At 48.6% G+C, this 22,600-nt stretch carries 24 protein-coding genes; 11 read left to right on the top strand and 13 right to left on the bottom strand.

Annotated elements, in window-relative coordinates:
* Positions 1 to 5 precede the first annotated feature (5 nt).
* From EA392_01830 to pyrR, 6 genes are all read right to left on the bottom strand, one after another.
* Positions 6 to 692 (bottom strand): DNA-binding response regulator, encoded by a 687-nt coding sequence (locus EA392_01830; protein ID TVR41338.1) that lies wholly within the window; start codon positions 690 to 692, stop codon positions 6 to 8.
* Between the two features lie 78 nt (positions 693 to 770).
* Positions 771 to 1,682 carry a ribonuclease Z gene (locus EA392_01825; protein ID TVR41337.1) on the bottom strand — a complete coding sequence of 304 codons (912 nt, stop codon included), beginning with the start codon at positions 1,680 to 1,682 and terminating at the stop codon, positions 771 to 773.
* 70 nt (positions 1,683 to 1,752) lie between these two features.
* Positions 1,753 to 2,514 (bottom strand): T9SS C-terminal target domain-containing protein, encoded by a 762-nt coding sequence (locus tag EA392_01820; GenBank protein TVR41336.1) that lies wholly within the window; start codon positions 2,512 to 2,514, stop codon positions 1,753 to 1,755.
* A gap of 41 nt (positions 2,515 to 2,555) precedes the next feature.
* Positions 2,556 to 2,927 (bottom strand): anti-sigma factor antagonist, encoded by a 372-nt coding sequence (locus tag EA392_01815; protein TVR41335.1) that lies wholly within the window; start codon positions 2,925 to 2,927, stop codon positions 2,556 to 2,558.
* A gap of 47 nt (positions 2,928 to 2,974) precedes the next feature.
* Entirely contained in the window at positions 2,975 to 3,913 is a 939-nt protein-coding gene (locus EA392_01810; GenBank protein ID TVR41334.1) for an aspartate carbamoyltransferase catalytic subunit, read from the bottom strand.
* Entirely contained in the window at positions 3,910 to 4,458 is a 549-nt protein-coding gene (pyrR, locus tag EA392_01805; GenBank protein TVR41333.1) for a bifunctional pyr operon transcriptional regulator/uracil phosphoribosyltransferase PyrR, read from the bottom strand. The genes EA392_01810 and pyrR overlap by 4 nt, the downstream gene beginning before the upstream one ends.
* 235 nt (positions 4,459 to 4,693) lie before the next feature.
* On the opposite strand from pyrR, the gene EA392_01800 reads away from it, so the two are divergent.
* The 4 genes from EA392_01800 (at position 4,694) to EA392_01785 (ending at position 8,475) form a co-directional block, all read left to right on the top strand.
* Positions 4,694 to 5,206, top strand: coding sequence for a DUF1304 domain-containing protein (locus tag EA392_01800; protein ID TVR41353.1), 513 nt, complete (start codon positions 4,694 to 4,696; stop codon positions 5,204 to 5,206).
* A 39-nt stretch (positions 5,207 to 5,245) separates the two neighbouring features.
* Positions 5,246 to 6,373 (top strand): ATP-binding protein, encoded by a 1,128-nt coding sequence (locus tag EA392_01795; GenBank protein TVR41352.1) that lies wholly within the window; start codon positions 5,246 to 5,248, stop codon positions 6,371 to 6,373.
* Positions 6,374 to 6,615: 242 nt separating this feature from the next.
* Positions 6,616 to 6,978 carry a DUF1304 domain-containing protein gene (locus EA392_01790; GenBank protein TVR41332.1) on the top strand — a complete coding sequence of 121 codons (363 nt, stop codon included), beginning with the start codon at positions 6,616 to 6,618 and terminating at the stop codon, positions 6,976 to 6,978.
* A 288-nt stretch (positions 6,979 to 7,266) separates the two neighbouring features.
* Positions 7,267 to 8,475: an AAA family ATPase gene (locus EA392_01785; GenBank protein TVR41331.1), complete on the top strand. Its 1,209-nt coding sequence runs from the start codon at positions 7,267 to 7,269 to the stop codon at positions 8,473 to 8,475.
* Positions 8,476 to 8,591: 116 nt separating this feature from the next.
* On the opposite strand, the gene EA392_01780 is transcribed toward EA392_01785, so the two are convergent.
* Complete coding sequence (locus EA392_01780; protein TVR41330.1) at positions 8,592 to 9,098, bottom strand: hypothetical protein; 507 nt, start codon at positions 9,096 to 9,098, stop codon at positions 8,592 to 8,594.
* Between the two features lie 55 nt (positions 9,099 to 9,153).
* A complete protein-coding gene (locus tag EA392_01775) occupies positions 9,154 to 10,530 on the bottom strand; it encodes a peptidase M28 family protein (GenBank protein ID TVR41329.1) in 1,377 nt (458 codons plus the stop codon).
* A 47-nt stretch (positions 10,531 to 10,577) separates the two neighbouring features.
* Between EA392_01775 and EA392_01770 the strand changes: the two genes are divergently transcribed.
* The 7 genes from EA392_01770 to EA392_01740 all read left to right on the top strand — a co-directional run bounded on the left by EA392_01770 (position 10,578) and on the right by EA392_01740 (position 17,084).
* Positions 10,578 to 11,138 (top strand): thioredoxin family protein, encoded by a 561-nt coding sequence (locus EA392_01770; GenBank protein ID TVR41328.1) that lies wholly within the window; start codon positions 10,578 to 10,580, stop codon positions 11,136 to 11,138.
* Positions 11,059 to 11,730: a nitroreductase gene (locus tag EA392_01765; GenBank protein TVR41327.1), complete on the top strand. Its 672-nt coding sequence runs from the start codon at positions 11,059 to 11,061 to the stop codon at positions 11,728 to 11,730. The genes EA392_01770 and EA392_01765 overlap by 80 nt, the downstream gene beginning before the upstream one ends.
* 6 nt (positions 11,731 to 11,736) lie before the next feature.
* On the top strand, positions 11,737 to 12,072 hold the full coding sequence (locus EA392_01760) for a hypothetical protein (GenBank protein ID TVR41326.1): 336 nt from the start codon (positions 11,737 to 11,739) through the stop codon (positions 12,070 to 12,072).
* A 21-nt stretch (positions 12,073 to 12,093) separates the two neighbouring features.
* Positions 12,094 to 13,284 (top strand): LysM peptidoglycan-binding domain-containing protein, encoded by a 1,191-nt coding sequence (locus tag EA392_01755; protein TVR41325.1) that lies wholly within the window; start codon positions 12,094 to 12,096, stop codon positions 13,282 to 13,284.
* Positions 13,285 to 13,309: 25 nt separating this feature from the next.
* Positions 13,310 to 14,026: a PorT family protein gene (locus EA392_01750; protein ID TVR41324.1), complete on the top strand. Its 717-nt coding sequence runs from the start codon at positions 13,310 to 13,312 to the stop codon at positions 14,024 to 14,026.
* Between the two features lie 67 nt (positions 14,027 to 14,093).
* Positions 14,094 to 15,602, top strand: a complete 1,509-nt coding sequence (locus EA392_01745) for a T9SS C-terminal target domain-containing protein (GenBank protein TVR41323.1) — start codon at positions 14,094 to 14,096, stop codon at positions 15,600 to 15,602.
* Positions 15,603 to 15,605: 3 nt separating this feature from the next.
* The gene (locus EA392_01740; GenBank protein ID TVR41322.1) at positions 15,606 to 17,084 is read left to right on the top strand and encodes a hypothetical protein; all 1,479 of its coding nucleotides are present in this window, start codon (positions 15,606 to 15,608) and stop codon (positions 17,082 to 17,084) included.
* Here EA392_01740 and EA392_01735 read toward each other — a convergent pair.
* The 5 genes from EA392_01735 to EA392_01715 all read right to left on the bottom strand — a co-directional run.
* Complete coding sequence (locus EA392_01735; protein ID TVR41321.1) at positions 17,029 to 18,279, bottom strand: hypothetical protein; 1,251 nt, start codon at positions 18,277 to 18,279, stop codon at positions 17,029 to 17,031. The genes EA392_01740 and EA392_01735 overlap by 56 nt on opposite strands.
* Before the next feature lie 13 nt (positions 18,280 to 18,292).
* A complete protein-coding gene (locus EA392_01730; protein ID TVR41320.1) occupies positions 18,293 to 19,873 on the bottom strand; it encodes a hypothetical protein in 1,581 nt (526 codons plus the stop codon).
* A gap of 56 nt (positions 19,874 to 19,929) precedes the next feature.
* Positions 19,930 to 21,210: a replication-associated recombination protein A gene (locus tag EA392_01725; GenBank protein ID TVR41319.1), complete on the bottom strand. Its 1,281-nt coding sequence runs from the start codon at positions 21,208 to 21,210 to the stop codon at positions 19,930 to 19,932.
* Entirely contained in the window at positions 21,203 to 22,075 is an 873-nt protein-coding gene (locus EA392_01720) for a lipid A biosynthesis acyltransferase (GenBank protein ID TVR41318.1), read from the bottom strand. The genes EA392_01725 and EA392_01720 overlap by 8 nt, the downstream gene beginning before the upstream one ends.
* Before the next feature lie 122 nt (positions 22,076 to 22,197).
* Positions 22,198 to 22,600 (bottom strand): T9SS C-terminal target domain-containing protein (locus EA392_01715; protein ID TVR41317.1); only part of this gene is annotated, 403 nt, incomplete at its 5' end.

The following is a 22,600-nucleotide window of genomic DNA, read 5'->3' as shown; positions in this document are numbered from 1 at the left end:
GGCATTTAGGCCTGTGATGAAAACAAAAACTTATTGGTACTCACCAACTCATTTTTCACGGCAAACATCACAATGGCGGCGGTGTTGTTCACACCCAGTTTTTGCATGATGTTCTTGCGATGGGTGTTGACCGTGTGCGGGCTGAGAAAGAGTTTTTCGGCAATCTTGGTGTTGGTGTAGCCCTCGGCAATCAGGGTGATGATTTCCTGCTCGCGATCCGAAAGTAAAATCGGCTCACAACTAATACTATCGGCTGTGATCGACTCGGGGTCAATAGATTCATGCCGAACGGCATCCAGCACTTGCCCGCAAAAAAACCTGCTGCCTGAAGCCGTTGTCCGAACTGCATCCAGAATCTCTGCCACACTGCAGTCTTTCTTCACGTAGCCCGAAACGCCCGCCCTCAAAGCCGCAGCAATGGTATGCCCGTTTTGACTCGGGGTGATTGCCACTACGCGCAGGTTTTTGTAACGAAAAAGCAACTCAGGAATGGTGTTGATATCGAAGCCCGGAGAAGTAAAGTCCATCAGAACAACATCTGCAGGTTCCTTTGCTATTTTGCGCATCAAATCGGTGGTGCAACCAGCACTTTCAACCAGGTGAATGTCGGTATGCTCCTGAAAGATGGTCCTCAACCCTATCTTTATCAACTCATTGCTATCAGCAACTACCAACCGGATTCGCTTGCTCAATCTTGTATTTATTTAGACTCATTCCAAATAGCAAATGTAGGCCATGCACCCGAAAGCACCAAGCCAACTTTATTGTTTTTACAAACGGATGACATCCCCATCTTCAGCCGCTGTGGTGGCCTCAAAAACATCGCGCGCCTCGGTCACCAGGGGTTCTGTATCGCGGTACCTCGCAGAGTAATGGCCGATATAGAGATGCTTTACGCTGGCTAATTTGGCTATCATGGCGGCTTGTGCGGATGTTGAGTGATAGGTTTCTTTGGCTCTGGCTCGGTGTGCTTCGGTAAACGTAGCCTCGTGGTACAACGCATGCACTCCTGAAATGTTCGGTACAATTCGCTCATCGTAGGCCGTATCTGAACAATATGCGTAGGAGCGCGGAGGAAGTGGTGGTTGGGTAATTACCTCGTTGGGGATAATCCGTCCGTCGGGGCTTGGGTAATCTTCGCCGTCAATAATACGCTTGATCCACGCCAGCGGAATGCGGTACCGGGCCAATTCTTCTTTTCTGATTTTGCGTCTTCGGGGTTTCTCATCCACCCTGAATCCCCAGCACGGAATGCGATGCCGCAACGGAAAGGACTTTACGCGAATCTGTTCGTCTTCGTACAGTTCTTGCACCTCGCCTTCCTTGAGCGGCGTGAACTGCAAGTCGAAACGCAGTGTGGTGCGGCCCACGTGCCATTGTAGTTTGAGCACGTCTATCAACTCCGGAGGACCATAAAGCAGCAAAGGTTTCTGCCTTCCCAGTAGGTGCATGGTAGAGAGCAAACCCATCAGGCCCAGGTAGTGATCTCCGTGAAGGTGGCTGATAAATACTGCATTGAGGCGTTGCAGCGGAGCGTGGGCTTTTCGAAGTGCCAGTTGCGTTCCTTCGGCGCAATCTATCAGCAAATGCCGCTCGTGCACGTTGAGGTACTGCGCGCTTGCATTGCGTTGCAGAGAGGGAACCGCCGATCCGCAGCCGAGTATATGTATCTCAAATCGCACTTTGTTTCAGCAAAAAGCCGCTCCGGGATCCGAAGCGGCTTTTTTCGTGTTTTTGGTTGGCATCAACTCCTTATCGCACAACCATTTTACGGGTAACCGACTGGCCACCAATGGTGAGGCTGTACAGGTAAATACCGGGGGTCATGTTGAGCGAAGAAGCGCTCAACTCAATGCGGTTCATACCGTAGGTACCGTTGAGCTGACGAGAGTGAATGTTTCTTCCAAGTAGATTAAAGATGTTGAACTCTACCATTACAGGCTGGTTCAACGAATATTCAATCACGGTTTCATCGTGAAACGGGTTCGGCATGTTTTGATTGAGCGCCAAGCCGTAAGCCGCCATTTCAGTAACAGAAGAGGGGCCATCAATTTCGATGGTGTAGTCATCATAATTAAAAGGAACGGAGGTTGCCAGGCCAAATGCTACGAGGTGAATAACCGTTTGAATTTGCAACGGATAAACACCTCCCTGGGTAGGAACTCCTGAAATCACTGCACAACCCGGAACTTCCGGAAGGAAGGTACAATTACTCGGAGTGTGCGATTCGCAAGCAAAAGACAATCCGGGAGGCAAACCTTGTATGCCCACAACAATAATCGAATCGACTTGTCCGGAAAGGGGACTATCGGGGATATCACTTAGATCGCTTGGCACCTTGAAGTCAATAACTTGACCGTAAACTACGCCAACTTCACCATCGGCAAACCCTTCTTCCACATCGGGCCAGATTCCGAAAGGTTCATCTGCGTAAGCCGGGTTGGGCACGCAAATTTGCGCCGACAATGCGCCGGCAGTGCAAAGCATCAAAAGAGAAAGTAGTGTTTTTTTCATGTGATTCAGGTATTACAGGTTATTTGGTTTCAACGAATTCATTAGTCATCCCCCAATTCGCGCTCCACCTCTTCCATCATGATGAGGTCAACGGCTTCGCTTTGGGTAGGGGTAATATTGAGTACACTGTCAAGTTGAGAAATGGTGATCATTTTTTGCACCGTTGATTGTAATCCGGTTACCACAAATGTACCGTTGGCGTTTTTGCAAAGGCGGTTACCCACCAAAATGGCGCTCAAACCACTGGAATCGCAGTAGCGTGTTTTTTCCAGGTTGAGAACGATGTTTCGCACACCGTTTTTGTTGAGCATCACCAACTCCGACTTGAGATCGGGGGCGTTCATTGAGTCGAGTTTCTCTACATGAGATTGCACCATTGCGTGCTTTTCTTCATTCTTGACCTCAAAGTTCATTTTAACAGGTTTAGTCTCCCCAAAGATAGATAATTTTCAACACCGCGCTACGAGCGCTCAATTTTTGAAGCCAGCAGGTAAAGCACTGCCATTCGTATGGCCACTCCGTTCTCTACCTGATTCAGGATAATGGAATGGTCAGAGTCTGCCACATCACTGGTAATTTCCACTCCGCGGTTGATAGGCCCGGGGTGCATGATGGTGATTTCCTTGTTCAGCCTGTCGAGGCGCTCCTTATTCAGGCCGTACATCATGGTGTATTCGCGCAGCGAAGGAAAATAGGCATGTCCCCCACCCTGACGTTCTAACTGAATGCGCAACATATTGGCCACATCGCACCAGTTCAATCCTTTTTCCAAATCGGGCTCTACATCAACATTCAGTGATTTGATGTATTTAGGAATCAGCGTAGACGGACCACAAACTTTTACCTCAGCACCCAGCTTTTGTAAACAATAGATATTAGACAAGGCTACACGCGAGTGCAGGATGTCGCCCACAATCAACACCTTCTTACCCGCCACATCTCCGGTTTTTTCACGGATACTAAAAGCATCCAACAGGGCCTGTGTGGGGTGTTCGTGCGTGCCGTCGCCTGCGTTTACAATGCGCGAGTTTACCCTTGTAGATAGAAAATGAGCCGCACCGGGATTGGGATGCCGCATCACCACCATGTCAATTTTCATGGCGAGGATGTTATTCACGGTATCAATCAGTGTTTCGCCTTTGTTCACAGAGGAACTGGACGAGGAGAAATTCACCACATCCGCCGACAAGCGCTTTTCTGCCAGCTCAAAACTGAGCTTGGTTCGCGTGGAGTTTTCAAAAAACAGGTTGGCAATGGTGATATCGCGCAGCGAAGGAACCTTTTTAATGGGACGGTTGATGACCTCCTTAAAATGGTCGGCGGTTTCGAAAATAAGTTGAATTTCCTCCGGCTGAAGATCTTTGATTCCGAGCAGGTGATTTACACGCAACGTTTTCATTGTTCATCTGTTGTATGCATGATTACCCTGTCTTTGCCTTCGCTTTCGGCCCACTCTACGCCCACTCTCTGCGCGGCAATGCTATCTACCCAGCGCCCTACGTAATCGGCCTGAACGGGAATTTGCCTTTTAAATCGCCGGTCAATCAGCACGAGCAGTTCCACGGAGCGCGGTCTTCCGTAATCCACAAGTGCTTCCAGACCGGAGCGAATGGTGCGCCCTGTAAAAAGCACGTCATCAACAAGGATTACTCGTTTGTCTTCCACCGTAAAATCCATGGTGGTTGGACTTGCGGCGAGCGGCTTTTCCTTTCGGCGAAAGTCGTCACGGTAAAAAGTTATGTCGAGATGACCACAGGAAATTTGCGGTGTTTGCAGAATTTCCCGCAGTGATTGCGCCAGTCTGTCGGCAAGCAAAACCCCGCGAGGCTGCAAACCTACGATAACAGACTCTTCAAAATTTTCGTGATTTTCAATAAGTTGAAAGCAAAGCCTCTTGATGGTTAGCGCAAACTGCTCGCTGTTTAGGATGGTGATGGGCTTCATTCAACTAGGGTTGGGCAAATATAAGGGAATTTCGGTGTGGAGGACGAAGTAAGTATTTGGCGAAGTTTTGGTGCGAAAATGAGAAATCGACTATTCGGGGCAGAAATTCAAGAAGGTAAACATCGGTGCCCAAAAAGTTTGTAAAGGGCGGTCGAATCTACTCTATGAGGCTGCTCTATGATAAATACCCCATATTTACGAGAAATTAAAATCATTGATTGCAACAACCAAGCCCATGGAAACTGCCGCCAAAATTTTAACCACCATAGTAGCGATAGAGCACCTGTACTTCATGTATTTCGAAATGTTTGCCTGGGAAACCATTGGCAAACGCACCTTCAGATTGCTTCCTGCTCATTTGTTTCAACCCACGAAAGTGCTGGCGGCCAATCAGGGTCTTTACAACGGCTCACATGCATTCGAAGTGCAAATCGTCACCGGAAAAGTGAGCGAGGAATTCGGCTACTACAGCATCGAAGTCACCAGTATGCAAAAGGCCGCCATTATCCCCGACACGCGCTTCAGTGATTTGCGGACCACCAGTAAATTCCGTTCGTTGAAAAGTGTTGAGGAAGGTGTATCGAAACGGAGCGAGGAAAAGAAGAAGGAGGTGGTGATGGGAGGCGTTGGAAAAACAACCCCACCACAAGATTGTTTTTCTGTATTTTACACCCACGAAGCACAACGAAAACAAAACCATTTTTTTCGACAGCACGATATCGTAATGACTAATTATAGCAACAATTAGTCATTACGATAGCCAATTGCCGTATATTTGAAAGAAAAAATGATCCAGCGTACCCTCGAAACGGCCATTAAGAGAAAACTAAAAAGTGGTAAGGCGATCTTACTGTTCGGGGCACGGCAAGTAGGTAAAACCACCTTACTTAAAAAAATCCTTGAACAAACGGAGTACTTGTTTCTAGATGCCGATGATCCGACCATCCGTACATTGCTGACAAATCCCAACACGGAAGAAATCAAAACCATCATAGCCGAACATGATCTGGTCTTTCTGGACGAAGCACAGCGAATTCCCAATATTGGGCTCACTCTTAAAATCATTACAGACCAGTTTAAACACGTTCAACTCCTGGTAAGCGGCTCATCATCATTTGATTTGGGAAATCAAATCAATGAACCCCTTACAGGCAGAAAGTGGGAGTTTGAGATGTTTCCAATTAGTTGGGAAGAGTACGAACAAAGTATAGGATTTTTAAAGTCGGAACAACAACTGGACAACAGGTTATTATATGGCTTCTACCCGGATGTAATCAACAACCCCGGACAAGAGAAAAACATCCTTAAAAATCTTGTAAACAGCTATCTCTACAGGGACTTATTGGCGTTTGCAGAAATCAGGAAACCAGAAGTGTTAGAAAAACTCATACAAGCCCTGGCATTGCAATTAGGAAGTGAGGTGAACTACAATGAACTTGCACAAATAGTTGGAATCAACAAAGTTACCGTACAGAACTACATCAGCATCCTCGAAAAGGGATATATCGTTTTCAGGTTGAACAGTTTCAGCAGAAATTTGCGCAACGAAATCAAACAAAACCGAAAAATCTACTTCTATGACAACGGCATCCGAAATATGATAATCGGAAACTTCAGTCCGCTTAACCTTAGGGTCGATAAAGGAGCTTTATGGGAAAATTTCCTTGTCGCGGAACGGCTCAAGCAACACGCCTACAAGGAAACATTCGCTAAAATGTACTTTTGGAGAACACGGGATCACCAAGAAATTGATTTGATAGAAGACAAAGACGGCCAAATATTTGGTTTTGAATTTAAATGGGAAAAGAACAAAGCAAAAATTCCTCGTCGTTTTGTCCTCACTTATAATGCAAAGACAGCAGTCATTAACCGAAAAAATTTCAGGGACTTTGTGAAGGGCAATAAAATTGAATAGTAAATAAAAAAAGCATAAGTGCTATTCATCAATGCACTTAGACGATCTAATTGCCAATATCACCCTCATGCAAAAGGCCGCCCTCCTCACCGACCCGCGCTACAGTGATTTGCGCACTACGAGTAAGTTTCGTTCGCTGAAAAGTGTGTAAGGAGTGGCCGAATCTAAACTATCAACCCGCTCACTAATTAATTCCCCATATTTACGAGGAGTTAAAATCATTGCTACCAACAACCAACCACATGGTAACTGCTGCAAAAATTATAACCGCCCTTGTAGCTATAGAGCACCTGTACTTCATGTATTTCGAAATGTTTGCCTGGGAAACCATTGGCAAACACACCTTCAGATCGCTTCCTGCTCATTTGTTTGAACCCACGAAAGTGCTGGCGGCCAATCAGGGTCTTTACAACGGCTTTCTTTCCGCCGGACTTATCTGGTCTCTTCTTGTGACCGATAGCGTGTGGTCAAAAAACATTGCGCTTTTCTTTTTGGGGTGTGTAGCTGTTGCCGGTATTTACGGCGGCTTCAGCGCAAGCAAAAAGATTTTTGTGTTTCAGGCCATTCCGGCGTTGGTAGCCATCGTTTTGTGGGTGTTGGCGTGAGAAACTCTTGCTGTAACTTTATGGCATAACTCACCTCGAAATAAAGTAAAACACCGATACCGCTATCAGTAGAATCAGGTCAACAGCCAGAAGTTCAATGCGGATACCGATGCGGTTCATGCTTACCCTGACACCTTCATATTCACTGACTCTTCCGGGATAAAACTGAGTACGAGGAACTGCAATTTGTTTTCGCAACGAAGCATTTTAGCAATGTTTTGTATATTGCATCAAACATTTATTTCACCTTTTGTTTGATACAACAAACAAATAATCTAACTTCGCAGGATGCAAACCGTACTCGAACAGCTCTACGCTCAGCACAATAAGCTAGTCAAAAGTACTTCTGTCAAATTTGTTCGCAGCCTCATGGGCGAAATAAACTGGAATGCCCGCCTTATCGGAATCAAAGGACCTCGCGGAGTTGGTAAAACCACCTTGTTGCTGCAATACATCAAACTCAAATCAGGCAAGCAGGCTCATGCGTTATTGTACGTATCAATGGATTCCATTTTGCTCGCCAATTGCACACTTATGGATCTTGTTGATTCCTTTGAAAAGTACGGTGGCAAAATCCTTTTTGTGGATGAGGTACACCGCTACCCGAATTGGTCGGAGGAACTGAAGAACATTTACGATGCTTATCCTGACTTAAAAATTGTTTTCACAGGCTCTTCCCTGCTCGATATTTTGAATGCCCGTGCCGATCTTAGCCGCCGGGCCGTGGTATATGAGCTTCAAGGTTTATCTTTCAGAGAATACCTGGCATTACAAACAGGAGAAGAACCTGTCCGGATATCCCTAACGGATGCGCTGAACCACCACCATGAGGTTGTGCCCGAAATCATCCAGAGCATAAAGCCTCTTGCCCATTTCGGGAATTATCTCGCACATGGTTACTTTCCCTTCTACTACGAGCAGCCCGACCTCTATTACATGAAACTGCGCGAAGTGGTCAATATGATTCTTGAGATAGAGCTGCCGCTGTTGCGCGGGGTGGATATCAGCTACGTACACCGAATAAAACAATTGTTGTACATCCTGTCGCAATCCGTTCCATTTGTACCAAACGTTTCCGGGTTGAGCGCAAAAATGGGTATGCAACGCATTACGCTGCTGTCTTACCTACATTACCTGGACGAAGTAAAACTTACCCGAAACCTGTTCAAAGAGACGAAGGGAATCAGCAAGCTTCAAAAGCCCCTCAAGATTTATCCTGATAACACCAACCTGATGTACGCCCTCTCGGGCGAAGGCATAAACACCGGTAGCTTGCGCGAAACTTTCTTCGCCAATCAGCTTTCATACAGCCATCGTTTACAATACCCCGGTAAAGGCGATTTTTTGGTTGACGAACGCTACACCTTTGAAATCGGTGGTAAAGGCAAGGATTTCATGCAACTTGAGGGAATTCAGGAGGCCTATATTGCGGCCGACAATATCGAGTACGGATTCAAAAACAAAATCCCGCTCTGGCTCTTCGGTTTTTTGTACTGACTAATAGGTTTGACTTTAGCACACCGAATCGCCTTCGCTGGTAGCTCTGTGACTACACTTACCACAAAACCCGGCCAGGAGTAATTCCTGATTCAAAAAAAAAAGCGCGCAGCACTTCATCTCGAAATAAAGTAGAAAACCGACACCACTATCAGTAGAATCAAGTTAATAGCCAGCAGTTCAATACGGATACCGATGCGGTTCCAACCTGCCACCAAGACCAACGAAGTGATTACAAGAGCCAACGTAAGTGGCCAGTAGGTAAAGATGTTTTCGCGGGGCGTATCTACCAGGACGGCCTCGTAGCTCCGGTAAGCCACCACGGTTTTGGTAATCCGGCTTCTCTCCATCACCACCAACTCACCGGTCTCAAGTTTGGGCCCACCCAAGTGTTCAAATTCCGCCAAAAAACCTCCCTTGGCCGTGCTCACCCTCCGGGATGAAAGGTCAATATCTTCAATAGGGGCAGCTACAAACTCGGTCTCTAACTGCTGATCTACCAACAGCAAGGCACCCGCCAAAAACGAAATCAATACCAGCCAACGCGTGCGCTGCGAAAGCTTAATGGGCGGCTCATCGCCCGCACCCGAAGGACCTTTGTACGGATTGGAGAAAAATCGCATACACCGAAGGTACGCAAAACACCATAACGGCGATAATCAATAAGATTTTTTGGGATTAGGGTGCCACTTTTTGGGGCAGTCCGTATTGATCAATGAGGTAAATGAGCGCCGCGATAGACGCGCTTCCCAACTCCAATTCTCGTTTGTTTACCTGCTCAAACACGTCGTTGGCACTGTGGTGCACGTCGAAATACCGTTGACTGTCGGGCACAAAACCAATGAGCGTGGTTTCGCCGTTGCGCAAAAAACCCACATCCACACCCGAGTAGCCCGGCTCCATCAGATGAAGAAAATACGGCTCAAGCAATTTTTTAAACTGCTGCAAATATTCGCGTTGGTCGTCGCGGGCATCCACCGAAAACCCACGTGGAGTAAATCCTCCCCGGTCGCTTTCAAGTGCCGCCAAATGCACTTCGCCTTTGGATTTCACCCTATCGGCATAGGCTTTGGCGCCTTCCGCACCGTTCTCCTCGTTCATGTACAACACGCAGCGAATGGTGTGCCTCGGGCCGTACTCCATGGCCTTGAAGAGACGCAATACTTCCAATGCCTGCACCACTCCTGCGCCGTCGTCGTGGGCCCCTTCGCCAATATCCCAGGAATCAAGGTGCGCCCCCACCACAATGATTTTTTCGGGGTGCTCCCTGCCTTTAATTTCGCCGATTACGTTGTGGGCCGTGGTGGTTCCGCGGTCTTCGCAATTCAGTTCAACAGTGGCGGTAACTTTTTGTTTTCGAAGCAAATTACTCAGGTGATGGGCGTCGTTGGTACTGATGGCCACGGCAGGAATTTTGGGAATGGTGTCGTTGTATCCCATCACACCCGTATGCGGAAAATCGTCAGCGCGCAAGGTAACTGAGCGCAACAGCACCCCGGCGGCTCCAAAGCGGGCCGATTCCGCAGCACCCACCCAGCGCTCCCGAGAGCAAGGTCCGTAGGCATGAAAAGTGTCGATCAACTTTGGATTCATCGGAGCGTTAATAAAAACCCATTTCCCCTCAATGTCTGCAGGGTTCATCTTTTCGAGTTGAGCCGTTCCAGACACCTCAATCACCTCTGCCGTAAGCGGGCCATTGGTACCCACAGACCCACCAAGCGCAGAAATATTCAGCACGCGGTGAGGATTGTTTAAATGACCTCGCTCCACATCGCCACGCACCCAATAAGGTGCTTCAAAGGGCTGAAGCTCCACGTTTTTGAAACCGTAAGAACGCATCTTGTTGGCGCCCCACTGCTCGGCTTTTTTGGCGCCCTCCGAGCCGGTAAGACGATGCCCTACGTCTTTGCACAATTCGCGCAGGTTGTCGTAACTGTGACCGCGGGTAAGTGCTTCGTCAAAGATGCGCCGAATCATCAGCGAATCGAGTTTTTGGGCGCAGATGTCCGTACCGATAAGAACCGTAAAGACGAGTAATAACAGGCGTGCAGGCATAAGTACAAAGATAGAATTAATAACTTCGCCAGTCTAAAACCCTTGCTATGGCACTTACGCAAACAACCCCTTTAGAGCTTGGTTTCGAAGCCCCTGACTTCTGGCTTCCCGATGTAGTTTCAGGGGAGCAAAAAACCTTTGCCGACATTCGAGGAGAAAAAGGCACCCTTGTGATGTTTATCTGCAACCATTGTCCGTATGTGATTCATGTGCGCGAAGAGTTGATCAGACTGGCCCGGGAATACATGCCAAAAGGAATTGGATTTGTGGCGATCAGCGCCAACGATGCAGAAAGCTATCCGGCCGATTCTCCGGAGAAAATGAAAGAGCTGGCCGAACAGGAAGATTTTCCTTTCGCCTATCTCTTCGACGAATCGCAGGATGTGGCGAGAGCCTACGAAGCTGCCTGTACACCCGATTTTAATCTCTTCGACTCCGCTGGTCGGTGCGTGTACCGCGGCAGGCTGGATGGCTCCACACCTGGCAACGATATTCCGCTCAGTGGTGCAGACATGCGGCGGGCTCTGGATGCTGTGCTTCGCGGAGAAATCATCGACTGGCAACAAGAGCCCAGTATGGGTTGTAGTATCAAATGGAAAAAAGACTAGCATGAGGTACAACCTGAGTGAAATTGCCGATCTGATTAAAGACCGTCGCACCATATACCCCGAACAATACTCATCCCGCAAGGTAGCCCGCGAAATTGTAGAGAACATTCTGCGTTCGGCTACTTGGGCCCCCACACACGGCAAAACAGAGCCCTGGCGCTTTACCGTTTTTATGGGCAACGAAACCATGCGCGTGGCCGAGGCCCAGCAGGCCTATTATCGCGCAAACACGCCCGAAGATCGTTTCTCTGAGCACAAGGTAAACCGCTATGCAACGCGCGCAGAGGCTACTTCGGTGATTGTAGGCGTGGGCATGAAAAGGCAGGAATCAGGTAAAATCCCGGAAATTGAAGAGATAATGGCCGTGGCCTGCGGGGTGCAAAACATGATGTTGCACGCTGCGGCGTATGGCGTGGGGAGTTATTGGAGTTCCGGAGGTTTTGCTTTTAGCGATGCATCAAAGAAACTACTCGGACTGGATGCTCCCGACGATCAGGCTTTGGGGTATATCTACCTCGGCTATCCCGCTTCAGATTGGCCTAAAAGCCACCGCAAACCGCTCGAGTATGTGACCAACTGGATAGAATCCTGACGTGAAATGGCACTGCTGAATCTTACCAATCACCGCGACCACCCTACCAACCCGGCTTACGTGGTGTTCTTTTACGGCAATAAAGACGTGGCCGATGATTTTGAAATTTTGCTTGCTGCCAATGGCATACACTACGAGCGCGACCAGGAAGACGAGGGGCAGCAACGCCACCTTTTTGGAGTGAGAAAAGTGGATTTTAAAGCGGCAGATTCCCTCAACTACCAGGCCATTGGAAAACACCGCAGCAGATTTATCCCCAACACATACTTCCGGAATTTTGTGCTGATATTCACACTTTTGGCAATCGTTCTGGCCATTATTGGGGCCATCAAAGCGGGGTAATTTCACAATGGGCTTTGAATAATGGCCACAAGCATACTTACTGAAAACCGTTCCTGTTGTTTACTTTCGTGCATCTTATCAGGAATGAGGTTGAAAAAAGCGCTGATTCTCATACTCAGTTTGTGGGCAGGCTGGTTGTTTGCCGGCACCAACCCGATGGCAGGCGGGCACGAAACGCGCAAGGACACGGCCTCGGCGGTGGTGATGTACGGAGACAGTCTGCTGATTGAGCGCCCCTCTTTTTTTCCTGACCGCGGTTACAACGCCCAACTCGATTCGCTGCTGCTAACCGATGATTTTGATCCCGAACGGGTTGCCCAGCTAAAATTGATTCAATCGGTGGGTGACCTTTCCCGTGCTCAGGTAGCCTCACTCATAGATTCACTCTTCACCCTGAGTGAAGTTCCCTACCCTTTGATCAATGAAATCAATCTCTACATCACCATGTTGGAGAACCAGCGGGCACGGCATTCTATTTTTGCTGCCGAAGTTCCGCATGATTCACCCCATCCTGCTCATTCGCTTTACGGAGAGTGGAATGAGGAAATCCCCCATCCCTACAAGCTCAACCACACCAACCCCGACACGGGTTTTTACCTCAAACTGCGTGACACCTTGTGGTCGTGCGATTACTACCACCCCCACAGCGGGCCGGTTACTTCGCGCTTTGGCTGGCGCTATGGCAGGCGACATTCGGGCATTGACGTGGACTTGGAAGTGTGGGATCCTGTGCACGCTGCTTTTGCCGGTCAGGTGCGGGTGGCCCGGTTCTATGGCGGATACGGTCGTGTAGTAGTCATCCGCCATTACAATGGTTTGGAAACACTGTACGCTCACCTGCACCGTTTCAAAGTGAAAGCCGGTGACTTTGTGGAGGCCGGCGATGTGATCGGTTTGGGAGGAAGCTCAGGGCGCTCAACCGGAAGTCATCTCCACTTTGAAGTGCGGTTTCGCGGAGAGCCTGTCAATCCCGAGAATCTTATTGACTTCCGCACCCAATCGCTTGTTGGAGATACCCTCGTGTTGCACAAAACGCCGCATTGGTATGTAGGGCGCACCACCAACGTTACCATTCACCGCGTGGAGAAAGGTGATTATTTGCACAAGATAGCCCAGCAATACGGCGTTAGCATTCAGGAAATTTGTGAATTGAACGCAATCCGCAGAAACAGTACCTTGCGGGTTGGACAACGGTTAAGAATCAGTGGCTAAGCGGAAATGGTTTTTGTTAGTGGCCATGGCCTGTTCAATGGTCGGGAATCTGCAAGCGCAGGCGGATGACTACAACTTTTGGATGGCAGGGCTTCATTTTCGTCCCTTGATACCAACCAACGTTCCGCAGCGCACAACCATTGAAGTGAGCGGAACACCGGGAGAGGACAACGAGTTTATGCGCGTGGCTATCAATCCCAAATTCGGGTATTCGTTTGGGATGGTTGTGCGTAAGAATTTCACCCAGCGCTTTGCCATTGAAACGGGTATCAACTACGTTCGTCGCTTCTACCAGGTAGATGTTACCGACGTTGATTCGGCGGTAACCTCGTCGGTTGATTTTGGACTTACAGGCTATGAAATACCACTGGTTGCGTTGGTGTATATTCGGCTGGGCGAGGATTTTTACATGAACACCTCTCTGGGTGTGTCGCTAGATTTTATGGCGCGATCCATAGCCAATGGCACCCGCTATTTTGATAATTTCACTGCCATCCGCAAAGTAAGCGGAGCCGCCCTTGCCAACGTAGGCGTAGAATACAGGTCTTTAAACAGTGGCACCTTTTACATTGGGCTTACCTATCACCAATCGGCCTGGCCCATTGCCGATACCAAGATCAATTACTTTCGCGGGTCTTTTCAGGATGCAAGTGTACAAACCCCGTTGGACGGCACTTACCTTACCCTCGATTTGCGCTACTACTTTAACGAGCAGGTTGGACGAAGACGGCAGCGGTGGTGACAATTTGGGTCATTGTGAGGCGTGGGTTTTTTGGCGTTGGCTGAAAGGTTATATTTGAAGCCTTTTGATGACAACATTAAACATAGTGCTTACTTCACGGCGTAGGTTACACAACCTTGTTTACAAGGGTCATCGACGAGCCGAGATAACTCTTTTGTGGGTGCTGATCTTCTTTTTGCAAAGCACCATTACCGAAGCTCAAATCACCTGGCGCAGAACGTATGGTGGTGAGTTAGACGACACCGGCGTAACTGTTCGGGTGTTAGATCAAAACAGATTTGTGGTAGCGGCATCAACCGGTAGTTTCGGTGTAGATGCCTCCAGTATTTACCTCTTTGAAACCGATGGATTGGGAAACCGAACGTGGTCTGCCCTGATTGGTGATGGCGGAATTTTCAGAGCGCTTGATATGCAGGTGGATGAAGACGGCGATTTGCTGATTGTAGGATTCACCAATGTTGATGCCGTAGGAGGCTACGACGCGTTGCTGGTTCGCGCTGACCAACAAGGAACCGAGTTATGGCGCAAAACCTATGGAGGTACGGACTGGGATTTTTTCAGTGATATCAAATTGCTCGAAAACGGCAACATGCTGATCACAGGTCAGACCTTCAGCGTTGAAGAACCCGGCGGAAATGCCTGGCTTATTTTGTGCGACTCGGATGGAGAGATTATTTGGGAGCGTACCCTGGGAGGTTCAGGCCTGCACGACGGATGGGCTTCAACTCCGGTTCCGGATGGCGGTTTTGCCATGACTGGTTCGCTATTGGCCGAAAATGGAGAAACCGATGGGTTTTTGGCGCGCTACGACGAGAGCGGCAACCTGCTGTGGCTGCAAACATACGGCGGTGAGGGCTCTGATGAACTTCGCGACGTGATTGTTACCAATGATGGTGGCTTTTCGATGGTGGGGATGACGCGGAGTTTTGAGGATTTCTTTGAAGCATGGCATTTGAAAGTGGATGACTCGGGGGGAGAGGAGTGGTACAGAAATTGGGGCCAAATTGACAACCAGGAAAGCTATCGGCATATACAACTTGCAGACGGAAGGTACATCACCGTGGGTTACGCAGAAACTTCGGGTGCTGGAGGAAAAGACTTGTTTCTCCTGCGCAGTTTGCCCAGTGGTGACTTTGACTTCGGAAAAACTTTCGGTGGTATTGAGGATGATGAAGGATACAGTCTTGGTTTGCTTGATGATGGTTTTATTCTGGTAGGATATACTCTCTCCTTTGGTCAGGGAAGTCGGGATGTTTTTCTTGTGCGCACCAATCTTGAGGGTGAGACGGAGGATGAGACTGTTATTGAAGATTTTGACCCTGTTTCCACACCAGAGCTGGCTTCGGCAAAAGTAACTGTGTATCCCAATCCCTCCACAGGACTGTTTTTCGTTGATTCAGATGAACTCCTTATAGAAGCTGTACTCTGGGATATTACTGGCAGACCAGGAAAAGCGGTAAGAGACGAAAGTGGATTGACTGCGTTGCACTTTGATGTCCCGGCCGGAATGTATATGCTCGAGCTGAGGAGTTTGGGCGGAATTCATTACAAAACCCGCATTATCATTGGTCGATAAACCATGAAGCAAAGCACATCCCAAGGTTGGTTGCTCTACATCATTTTCGGGCACCTGTTGTTTGCTGCATTGCTCGTGCTATCCATTGTCCACATGCCTTTGCGTGTGGGCTATGTAGATTCTGCCTTTCAGGTATTTAAGTGGATTCAGGTTTCTGAGTGGAACATCGAGGCCAATCGCTATTCTGCCATCATTCCACAGGCGCTCGTAAAGCTGTTTAGGGTGTTCGGCTACGACCTGAAAACACTTTTACTGGTAGCAAGTGTGGCTCATGTGCTGGTGCCCTGGGCTGTATTTGCACTTTGTGCACATGTTTTCCGGAAACCCTGGGTTGCCGCTGCGTGTGTACTGGCTGTGGTGCTTTGCACCCGCTACACCTTTTACGGTATGGTGCTGGAGTTGCATTATTTGCTCATCTATCCATTTTTGTTCGTAGCACTCACGGACCCACCCCGCATTATTGACCCCACGCGTTTTCTCGTTGGTGCTACCCTAATCATCACCGCTATGCTCGCGCACCCGGTTGGAGTGCTGGTAATACTCTTTCTACTTGGTGTGATGTATCTGGATAATGGATATCCTAAAAAGGCGGTGATGGGTTGGGCTGTGGTAACCATAGGCTGGGCGATTGCCGGTAAATGGATTATGCCACCTACGGGCTATGAAAGTGAGCTTTACAGTTCAATTCTTGAAGGTATGTCCATCGGACTCCGCGGAGAAGAATTGCCTTCATTGGACTTCTTATGGGGGCACACCATTCGCGATACTACTTTGTACATTCCTGCATGGATTATTCTTACCCTAACCCTTTATTGGCAAGCAAAACGAAATGCTTTATGGTTGTTTTTCCTGACCTTGGGATGGGTGATTGGTTTTGTTCTTCTCACAGGCTTTACCTGGTACAAAGGTGATGTTGCTGTCATGATGGAAAAGAATTTTCTTCCGCTGGCAACGGTAATTTCATTTGCCTTCTTTTTTGAGCTCAAGCGATTACCTGCTTCGTGGGTAAGGTTACTTGCTATTCCTTTCATCCTTGTTTTGTTCATTCAGTTCAGAGCGATTTCTTTCGCCTCAAAAATCTACGAGAAGCGCTATGCCACTATCGAGGCCTTATTGGTGGACGCCAAGTCTCAATCAGCGCGAAAAGCCGTTTACGACCGCGGTGAGTTGATGAACCGCAACCTAAAAGTAGTCTGGGCATTGCCTTTTGAGTCTTTGATGATCTCATCGCTTCACCCACATTTAGAGCCGGCCACATTGGTCACCACTGACGACCTTGATGAACAATTTACCGAGGACGGGGTATTCCTCATGCCATGGCAAGGCGCCATGTCGGTTAACGATTTCAACGGGCCATATTTTCATTTGCCCGACGGGCCGTATTATTTGCTCGAAATCGGACGGCCTCAAAGCAAGAAACCGGTGCTCAGAAAAACATCATCAACCGCAGCCAAAGATTCCTTCCGCGGGCCTGGCCATTGAACCAACCTGAAACATGTGTGGATTCTAGCTGCACCATAAAATGCTCGCCCACCATGGTGCTTCCGGTAATGCCTGCGCGAAGTCCGTCCATACCGTTCAGACTTCCATAACCACCATAAGTGAGATTGGCTCCTGCCATCCACTTAGCACCCGATTTATAGGTAAGTCCCACTGTGGCTTCGGGCAGGTGAAAAGCGTTGATGCGGCTGCGCAGTGTTACGTCATAATAAAGCTTCTCACCCAAAGGCGAAAACCAACTCACATACAACCAACCCGGTGTGGTAAGGAGAAAATTTCTGCGCTCGGCGCCCGGAAGCAGTGAATCAACTACGTTATCGAGCTGGTCTTCAATGTTATTGAAGCCCGCAAGGTCGTCTATCAAAAACCCTTCATATTGGTAGGAGCTGTCAGCGCGGTAATGCAGCGTTTGTTCATTCCAGTTCATCAACCCCACGTTGCGCCCTCCTACACGAAGCCAGGAAGGTTTATCAGGCCTGCTTGCGAACCTGATGGGCATGTTTACCTCAAAATTAATAACCCCCCCTACCCCCTTCAGGTTAGCGGCCCCGGAAGTGTCTGACACAATCAAACGTCCATCCAGGTTGGCACCAATGTATGAACCATCTTCAGCGGTATAGATTCCGCTTTGAGCCGTTTCAAGGTCAATAAACTGGTTGCCACCAATGACTCCAACCGTCACATAGCTCATGGTTCTCTTTTCATAGAAACCCATGGAAGCTTGTGCAGTACTTACAAACCGAAAACCTGTATTCGACACATCGGCGAACTGCCCGGCATAATTGCTGTTGCCATAAAAAGTGAGGTTGAACAGGTCGCGGTTAAATCTTACACTCAAATCCTGATGAAACGATGCCGACAAAACAAGTCCGTAGCGGGTGCTACCCAACAGTTTTTTCATCGATACAAACTGCATAATGCCCACATGGTATCCTGCGCCCATAAGGTTGTTTTCATCCTGAAGGTTTTGCTCGTTTTTCAGGTCATCATCAATAAAACTGTTTCGCAAGAAGGCATTGACCATGCGGTTATTGATACTGTTGCTCTGCTGATGCCCCGCCCCATCCAAAATGGTGATAAAGCGATACTTCTCAAACATTCGCTCCAACGAATCCGGGTTAGTAAGCAGCAACTGCTGACCCCATGCCGTGTTGAGTCCGCATACCACCGCCAGCAATATGAATAAGGCTCTAATTGTTAACATGGTAATTAAAGTCAGCGATAAGTTTTGCGTCCAGTTTGTAGTGACGGTAGAGTTTTACGTGTTGGGTAAGACCCGTGGTTGAGAACCGCGCGCGAATGCTGAGCTGTGTGGCATTTCGGAGTTTTTCCATCTGGCCCGCATCCAGGGTGATATTGATTTGCTGCGAAACCGGCGCAATCACTACATTTTCAGCATTGGTGATGGCCGCGGGAAAGTGTCCGTCGTTCAGCAACACCGTGCCTTCATCGCCGTTGATGGCAATGAGACCCAACCATCCCTCAAGCGGGAACCCATTGGTAAGTTGAAGGGTAAGTTTGCCTGAATTTACGTTCTGCAGGGCATCGTCTTCGCCCACAGAAAAGTCAGAAGTGTCGGCAAGCTGAAGCTCCTCGGCAATCAAACAAAGCGGAATATTCACGTCAATGAGCCCTTCAATGGTACTGTTGTCAAAAGCAAAGTCGTGGTGGTTCGACACATTCCCCAGTGGATTAAGCTCAAGATCAGCAGCTACAGAAATGGCATTCGGAAAGCTTTCGAGCATTTGCTTAATGTCGGAATTGGTGTGATCCAGTTCCACTGTATAGGAACTGTAGTTTATTTGGCTGCCCGAATAGGTAGCGCGATTCAGGTTCACCGGAGTTTGCAAGATGGAGTGATTCAAACCGATATTGGCTCCCGTCTGGCTATTTATCGCGTTGAATTCATGGATGTTTGCACGAATATCCACTCCTACTCCGTTTCTAATTTCAAGGTTTACGTACACCTGCTCCAGGTCAATACTTCCGCTCTCAATGATATTGAAGGCGTTAAACTGCTCCACCTCAGGCCCGCTACTGGATGTTTGCTGACCGAAATAACCTTCGGCAAATCGCGGAATCACACCGATAAAAGATGTTTCAAGCTCAAAACCCTGCCCTATACTCAGAGCCACATTACCCCCATTCGGGTCGGTGCGCACCGTGAGCACGGTGGGAATGCGGTTAAAGGGCTGGCTGCCTGTAGTGAGGTCTATTTCATAATTGCTAACATCTACGGGCAACAAGAACTCACTTGAACCCGGAATCACCACCTCAATTTCGAGCGGTGTACCGTTGAGTTTTGCTGACGGGATTGAATACGTGCACAATATGGGCGCTTCGAAGGTGCTGGTAACCTTCACCTGAATAATTCCTTCCCGAATCACAGCCTTTCTAAGCTCTACATTATTGGCATTGAGCATGATCTCATCCTGAATATTAGTGATCTGTGCCCCGGGAGGCGCATTTGGCAAACCAATGGGCATGGAGAATGACTCCACAATGGCGGTATCGGGAATCTGAATCAGCGTATCCAGATTGAATCGGAGAATGGTATCGCTGTAGCTCAGGTATACCAACTCATTTTCGTCGTAGCTCAGAAGCGAATCAGGAATAATGTTTTCCAGCGTTAGCGATGTGTACAGAAGGGGGGCAAGCACGTCCACATTCCAGTTGGTGCGGTCATTCTCTTTTTTACAACTGGCCATCATAAGCACGGCAAGAAGAAGCGGTGCCAGAACGCCAATAAACCGGTTCATAGATTTTTGCATGAGCTGGTAATGTTACGAAAAACAACTTGAATAGTTGGACGCGTTTCAGGGTGCAATTAATAGCCATACGTGCCATCCCACCATGCATGAAGTTTTTGCAGAAACTCTCGTTCGCGGGCGTTTTCGCCGGGTTGATATAGAATCGTCCCTTTGATTTCCTCAGGGAGATACTGAGCTCTCGCGAAGTTGCCGGGGTGATCGTGCGGGTAGAGGTAGGATTTTCCATACCCGAGTTCTTTCATCAATTGGGTTGGTGCATTCCTGAGCGCCATGGGAACGGGCAGGTTGCCGGTTTCGCGCACCAGCTCCTGTGCCTTTCCGATGGCAAGGTATGCGGCATTGCTTTTGGCGGAACAGGCTAGGTAGGTGGCACACTGCGAGAGAATAATCCTGGATTCTGGCATACCAATTACCTGCACCGCCTGAAAGGTATTGTTGGCAATAACCAACGCGGTTGGATTGGCATTTCCGATGTCCTCAGAGGCGAGGATAATCAGTCGGCGTGCGATGAACTTCGGGTCCTCTCCTCCTTCAATCATTCTGGCCAGCCAATACACTGCCGCGTTCGGGTCGCTGCCGCGGATGGACTTTATGAATGCCGAAATAATGTCGTAATGCTGCTCGCCGTCCTTGTCATACAGCGTGGGATTGTTGCGGGCAAGCTCTTCCAGGGTCTTGGCGTCAATCCTCACCTTGCCTTGCTGCTGATTGCAAATTATCTCCAGCAAGTTGAGCATTTTTCGGGCATCGCCTCCGGCGAAGCGCATCAGTGCTTTGTCGTCTTTCACCTCTATCTGCCGCTTGCTCAAAATTTCGTCTTTGGTGAGGGCGCGTTTCAGCAACTCTTCCAGCCATGCGGCCTCAAATGCTTTTAGCACATAAACCTGACAGCGGGACAGCAGCGCGGAAATCACTTCAAATGAAGGATTCTCGGTGGTAGCCCCGATAAGTGTAATGGTTCCGCGCTCAACAGCATGCAGCAGTGAGTCTTGTTGTGATTTGCTGAAGCGATGAATTTCGTCAATAAACAGGATGGGAGCTTTGCCCGCAAAAAGGTCTTGCCTTTGAGCCTGATCTATTACATCGCGTACATCCTTCACTCCGGAACTCACAGCACTGAGCTTAAAAAACCTGCGACCCGTGTTTTGTGCAATGATTTCGGCAAGTGTTGTTTTTCCGGTGCCGGGTGGACCCCAGAGAATGAGCGAGGGTATGGCTCCGCTATCTATCATCTGGCGTATGGGGCCGTTTTTGCCCACAAGGTGCTGCTGCCCGATGTACTCATCGAGGTTTTTGGGCCGGATTCGCTCCGCTAGAGGGATATAGCGATCAGACATTTTCGGGTTTTTTGTGTTTCCAGCGCTTGTGCGACCAAAGCCAGTACTCCGGGTTTTCCAGAATACGGGCTTCGAGTAATCGGGTGGCTTTCTCCATGATGGCGTTTCGCTCGGGAAGCTCGTCCGGGTGATCGCAGATATGTTCTATGCCAATAGAGTAATATCCACGGCGGTCTTTGTAGAGCGCGCCGTAAACCACGGGCAATTTGTATTTCCGGGCAAAAATTTCTGCACCCGGCTGTACGCCTGTTTCCTGGTTGAGGAAAGTGGTCCAATAGGCCTTTTCAGGTTTTCGTGGCGACTGATCCGTGGCAAAAATCATCACCACCCGCTCGTCGCGCGGCTGCTCAAAGAAATGAAAAGCCTGTTCGGTTGGAATAAGCAGAACACCAAATTTCTCGCGTGCCTCTCGCATCTTTTTTTCGAAAAACGGGTTGGAAAGCGATTTGTACACACCACCCATTCTGAATTTCGTCAAAGCATTTCCGTAAAGAGCAAGGTACTCCCAACTATTGAGATGACCGCCGGTGAGTATTACATCTTTGTTGAGGCTCAAAAGCCGGTCGAGTTCTTCCATATTCCGGCCTACAAAACGTTTGGAGATTTCGGCCTCGGTGATGGAAAACATTTTGATGGCTTCAACCAGCAAATCTGACAAGTGCAGGTAGAATTTCTTCTCGATGGCGATGATTTCACTCAACGGCTTATCGGGAAATGCGTTCACCAGATTGTTTCGGACCACATTTCTGCGGTAGCGGATCACATGGTAAAGCAGGAACCCAATCACGTTCGAAACCCCGTACAGTACCCCAAAGGGAAGTTTGGAAACGGGCAGAAGTACGAGATAATAAAGAATCCTGTTCATGGGCTGATGCAAAATTAACCCTATGTGTGTGATACTGTCTGCTCGTAATCGTGAATCTGCAGTCACGCATAAAAAAAGGGCCACCCGAGGGCAGCCCTTTTCTTTTTTCAATCAAAAACCAACTATCGAACGATGATCAGTTTTTCAACTTTTGTTTCGCGTTCGGTTACCAGTTTGCAGAGGTACATACCCTGGTTAAAGCTGGATACGTTCAGAGGTAGCAGGTACTCCTGCTCAGCAGGAACACGTCCTTCAAAGAGACCTTCCATCATTTTGCCTTCGAGGTTGTAGATCTCGATGCGCACGCGGCTCTCGTAAGGAATGGCAAATCGAACGTTGGCTTCACTTACCATAGGATTGGGGAATGCTGTGAGCAGAATGTCGCCGTTGGTTACGTCAACAGCATCAAACGGTGCTGCATCGCTCTCCTCACCCGGCTGTACAGTAATTACCTGCATGGTGGTAGCGGTGTTTCCACAATCATCGGTAGCAGTCCAGATGCGCGTAATGGTGTAGTCACACTCG

The sequence above is a fragment of the Cryomorphaceae bacterium genome (assembly GCA_007695365.1).
GTDB lineage: Bacteria > Bacteroidota > Bacteroidia > Flavobacteriales_D > SKUL01 > SKUL01.
This window is presented reverse-complemented; position numbering and strand designations above follow the sequence as displayed.

Excerpts from the sequence above, each read along its gene's own strand:
- EA392_01750 (TVR41324.1), top strand. The coding sequence starts at position 13,310 with ATGGCCTGTTCAATGGTCGGGAATCTGCAAGCGCAGGCGGATGACTAC.
- pyrR (TVR41333.1), bottom strand. The coding sequence starts at position 4,458 with ATGAAGCCCATCACCATCCTAAACAGCGAGCAGTTTGCGCTAACCATC.
- EA392_01785 (TVR41331.1), top strand. The coding sequence starts at position 7,267 with ATGCAAACCGTACTCGAACAGCTCTACGCTCAGCACAATAAGCTAGTC.
- EA392_01820 (TVR41336.1), bottom strand. The coding sequence starts at position 2,514 with ATGAAAAAAACACTACTTTCTCTTTTGATGCTTTGCACTGCCGGCGCA.
- EA392_01765 (TVR41327.1), top strand. The coding sequence starts at position 11,059 with ATGCTGTGCTTCGCGGAGAAATCATCGACTGGCAACAAGAGCCCAGTA.
- EA392_01795 (TVR41352.1), top strand. The coding sequence starts at position 5,246 with ATGATCCAGCGTACCCTCGAAACGGCCATTAAGAGAAAACTAAAAAGT.
- EA392_01730 (TVR41320.1), bottom strand. The coding sequence starts at position 19,873 with ATGCAAAAATCTATGAACCGGTTTATTGGCGTTCTGGCACCGCTTCTT.
- EA392_01815 (TVR41335.1), bottom strand. The coding sequence starts at position 2,927 with ATGAACTTTGAGGTCAAGAATGAAGAAAAGCACGCAATGGTGCAATCT.
- EA392_01790 (TVR41332.1), top strand. The coding sequence starts at position 6,616 with ATGGTAACTGCTGCAAAAATTATAACCGCCCTTGTAGCTATAGAGCAC.
- EA392_01740 (TVR41322.1), top strand. The coding sequence starts at position 15,606 with ATGAAGCAAAGCACATCCCAAGGTTGGTTGCTCTACATCATTTTCGGG.
- EA392_01720 (TVR41318.1), bottom strand. The coding sequence starts at position 22,075 with ATGAACAGGATTCTTTATTATCTCGTACTTCTGCCCGTTTCCAAACTT.
- EA392_01780 (TVR41330.1), bottom strand. The coding sequence starts at position 9,098 with ATGCGATTTTTCTCCAATCCGTACAAAGGTCCTTCGGGTGCGGGCGAT.
- EA392_01760 (TVR41326.1), top strand. The coding sequence starts at position 11,737 with ATGGCACTGCTGAATCTTACCAATCACCGCGACCACCCTACCAACCCG.
- EA392_01770 (TVR41328.1), top strand. The coding sequence starts at position 10,578 with ATGGCACTTACGCAAACAACCCCTTTAGAGCTTGGTTTCGAAGCCCCT.
- EA392_01800 (TVR41353.1), top strand. The coding sequence starts at position 4,694 with ATGGAAACTGCCGCCAAAATTTTAACCACCATAGTAGCGATAGAGCAC.
- EA392_01775 (TVR41329.1), bottom strand. The coding sequence starts at position 10,530 with ATGCCTGCACGCCTGTTATTACTCGTCTTTACGGTTCTTATCGGTACG.
- EA392_01755 (TVR41325.1), top strand. The coding sequence starts at position 12,094 with ATGGCCACAAGCATACTTACTGAAAACCGTTCCTGTTGTTTACTTTCG.
- EA392_01745 (TVR41323.1), top strand. The coding sequence starts at position 14,094 with ATGACAACATTAAACATAGTGCTTACTTCACGGCGTAGGTTACACAAC.
- EA392_01810 (TVR41334.1), bottom strand. The coding sequence starts at position 3,913 with ATGAAAACGTTGCGTGTAAATCACCTGCTCGGAATCAAAGATCTTCAG.
- EA392_01725 (TVR41319.1), bottom strand. The coding sequence starts at position 21,210 with ATGTCTGATCGCTATATCCCTCTAGCGGAGCGAATCCGGCCCAAAAAC.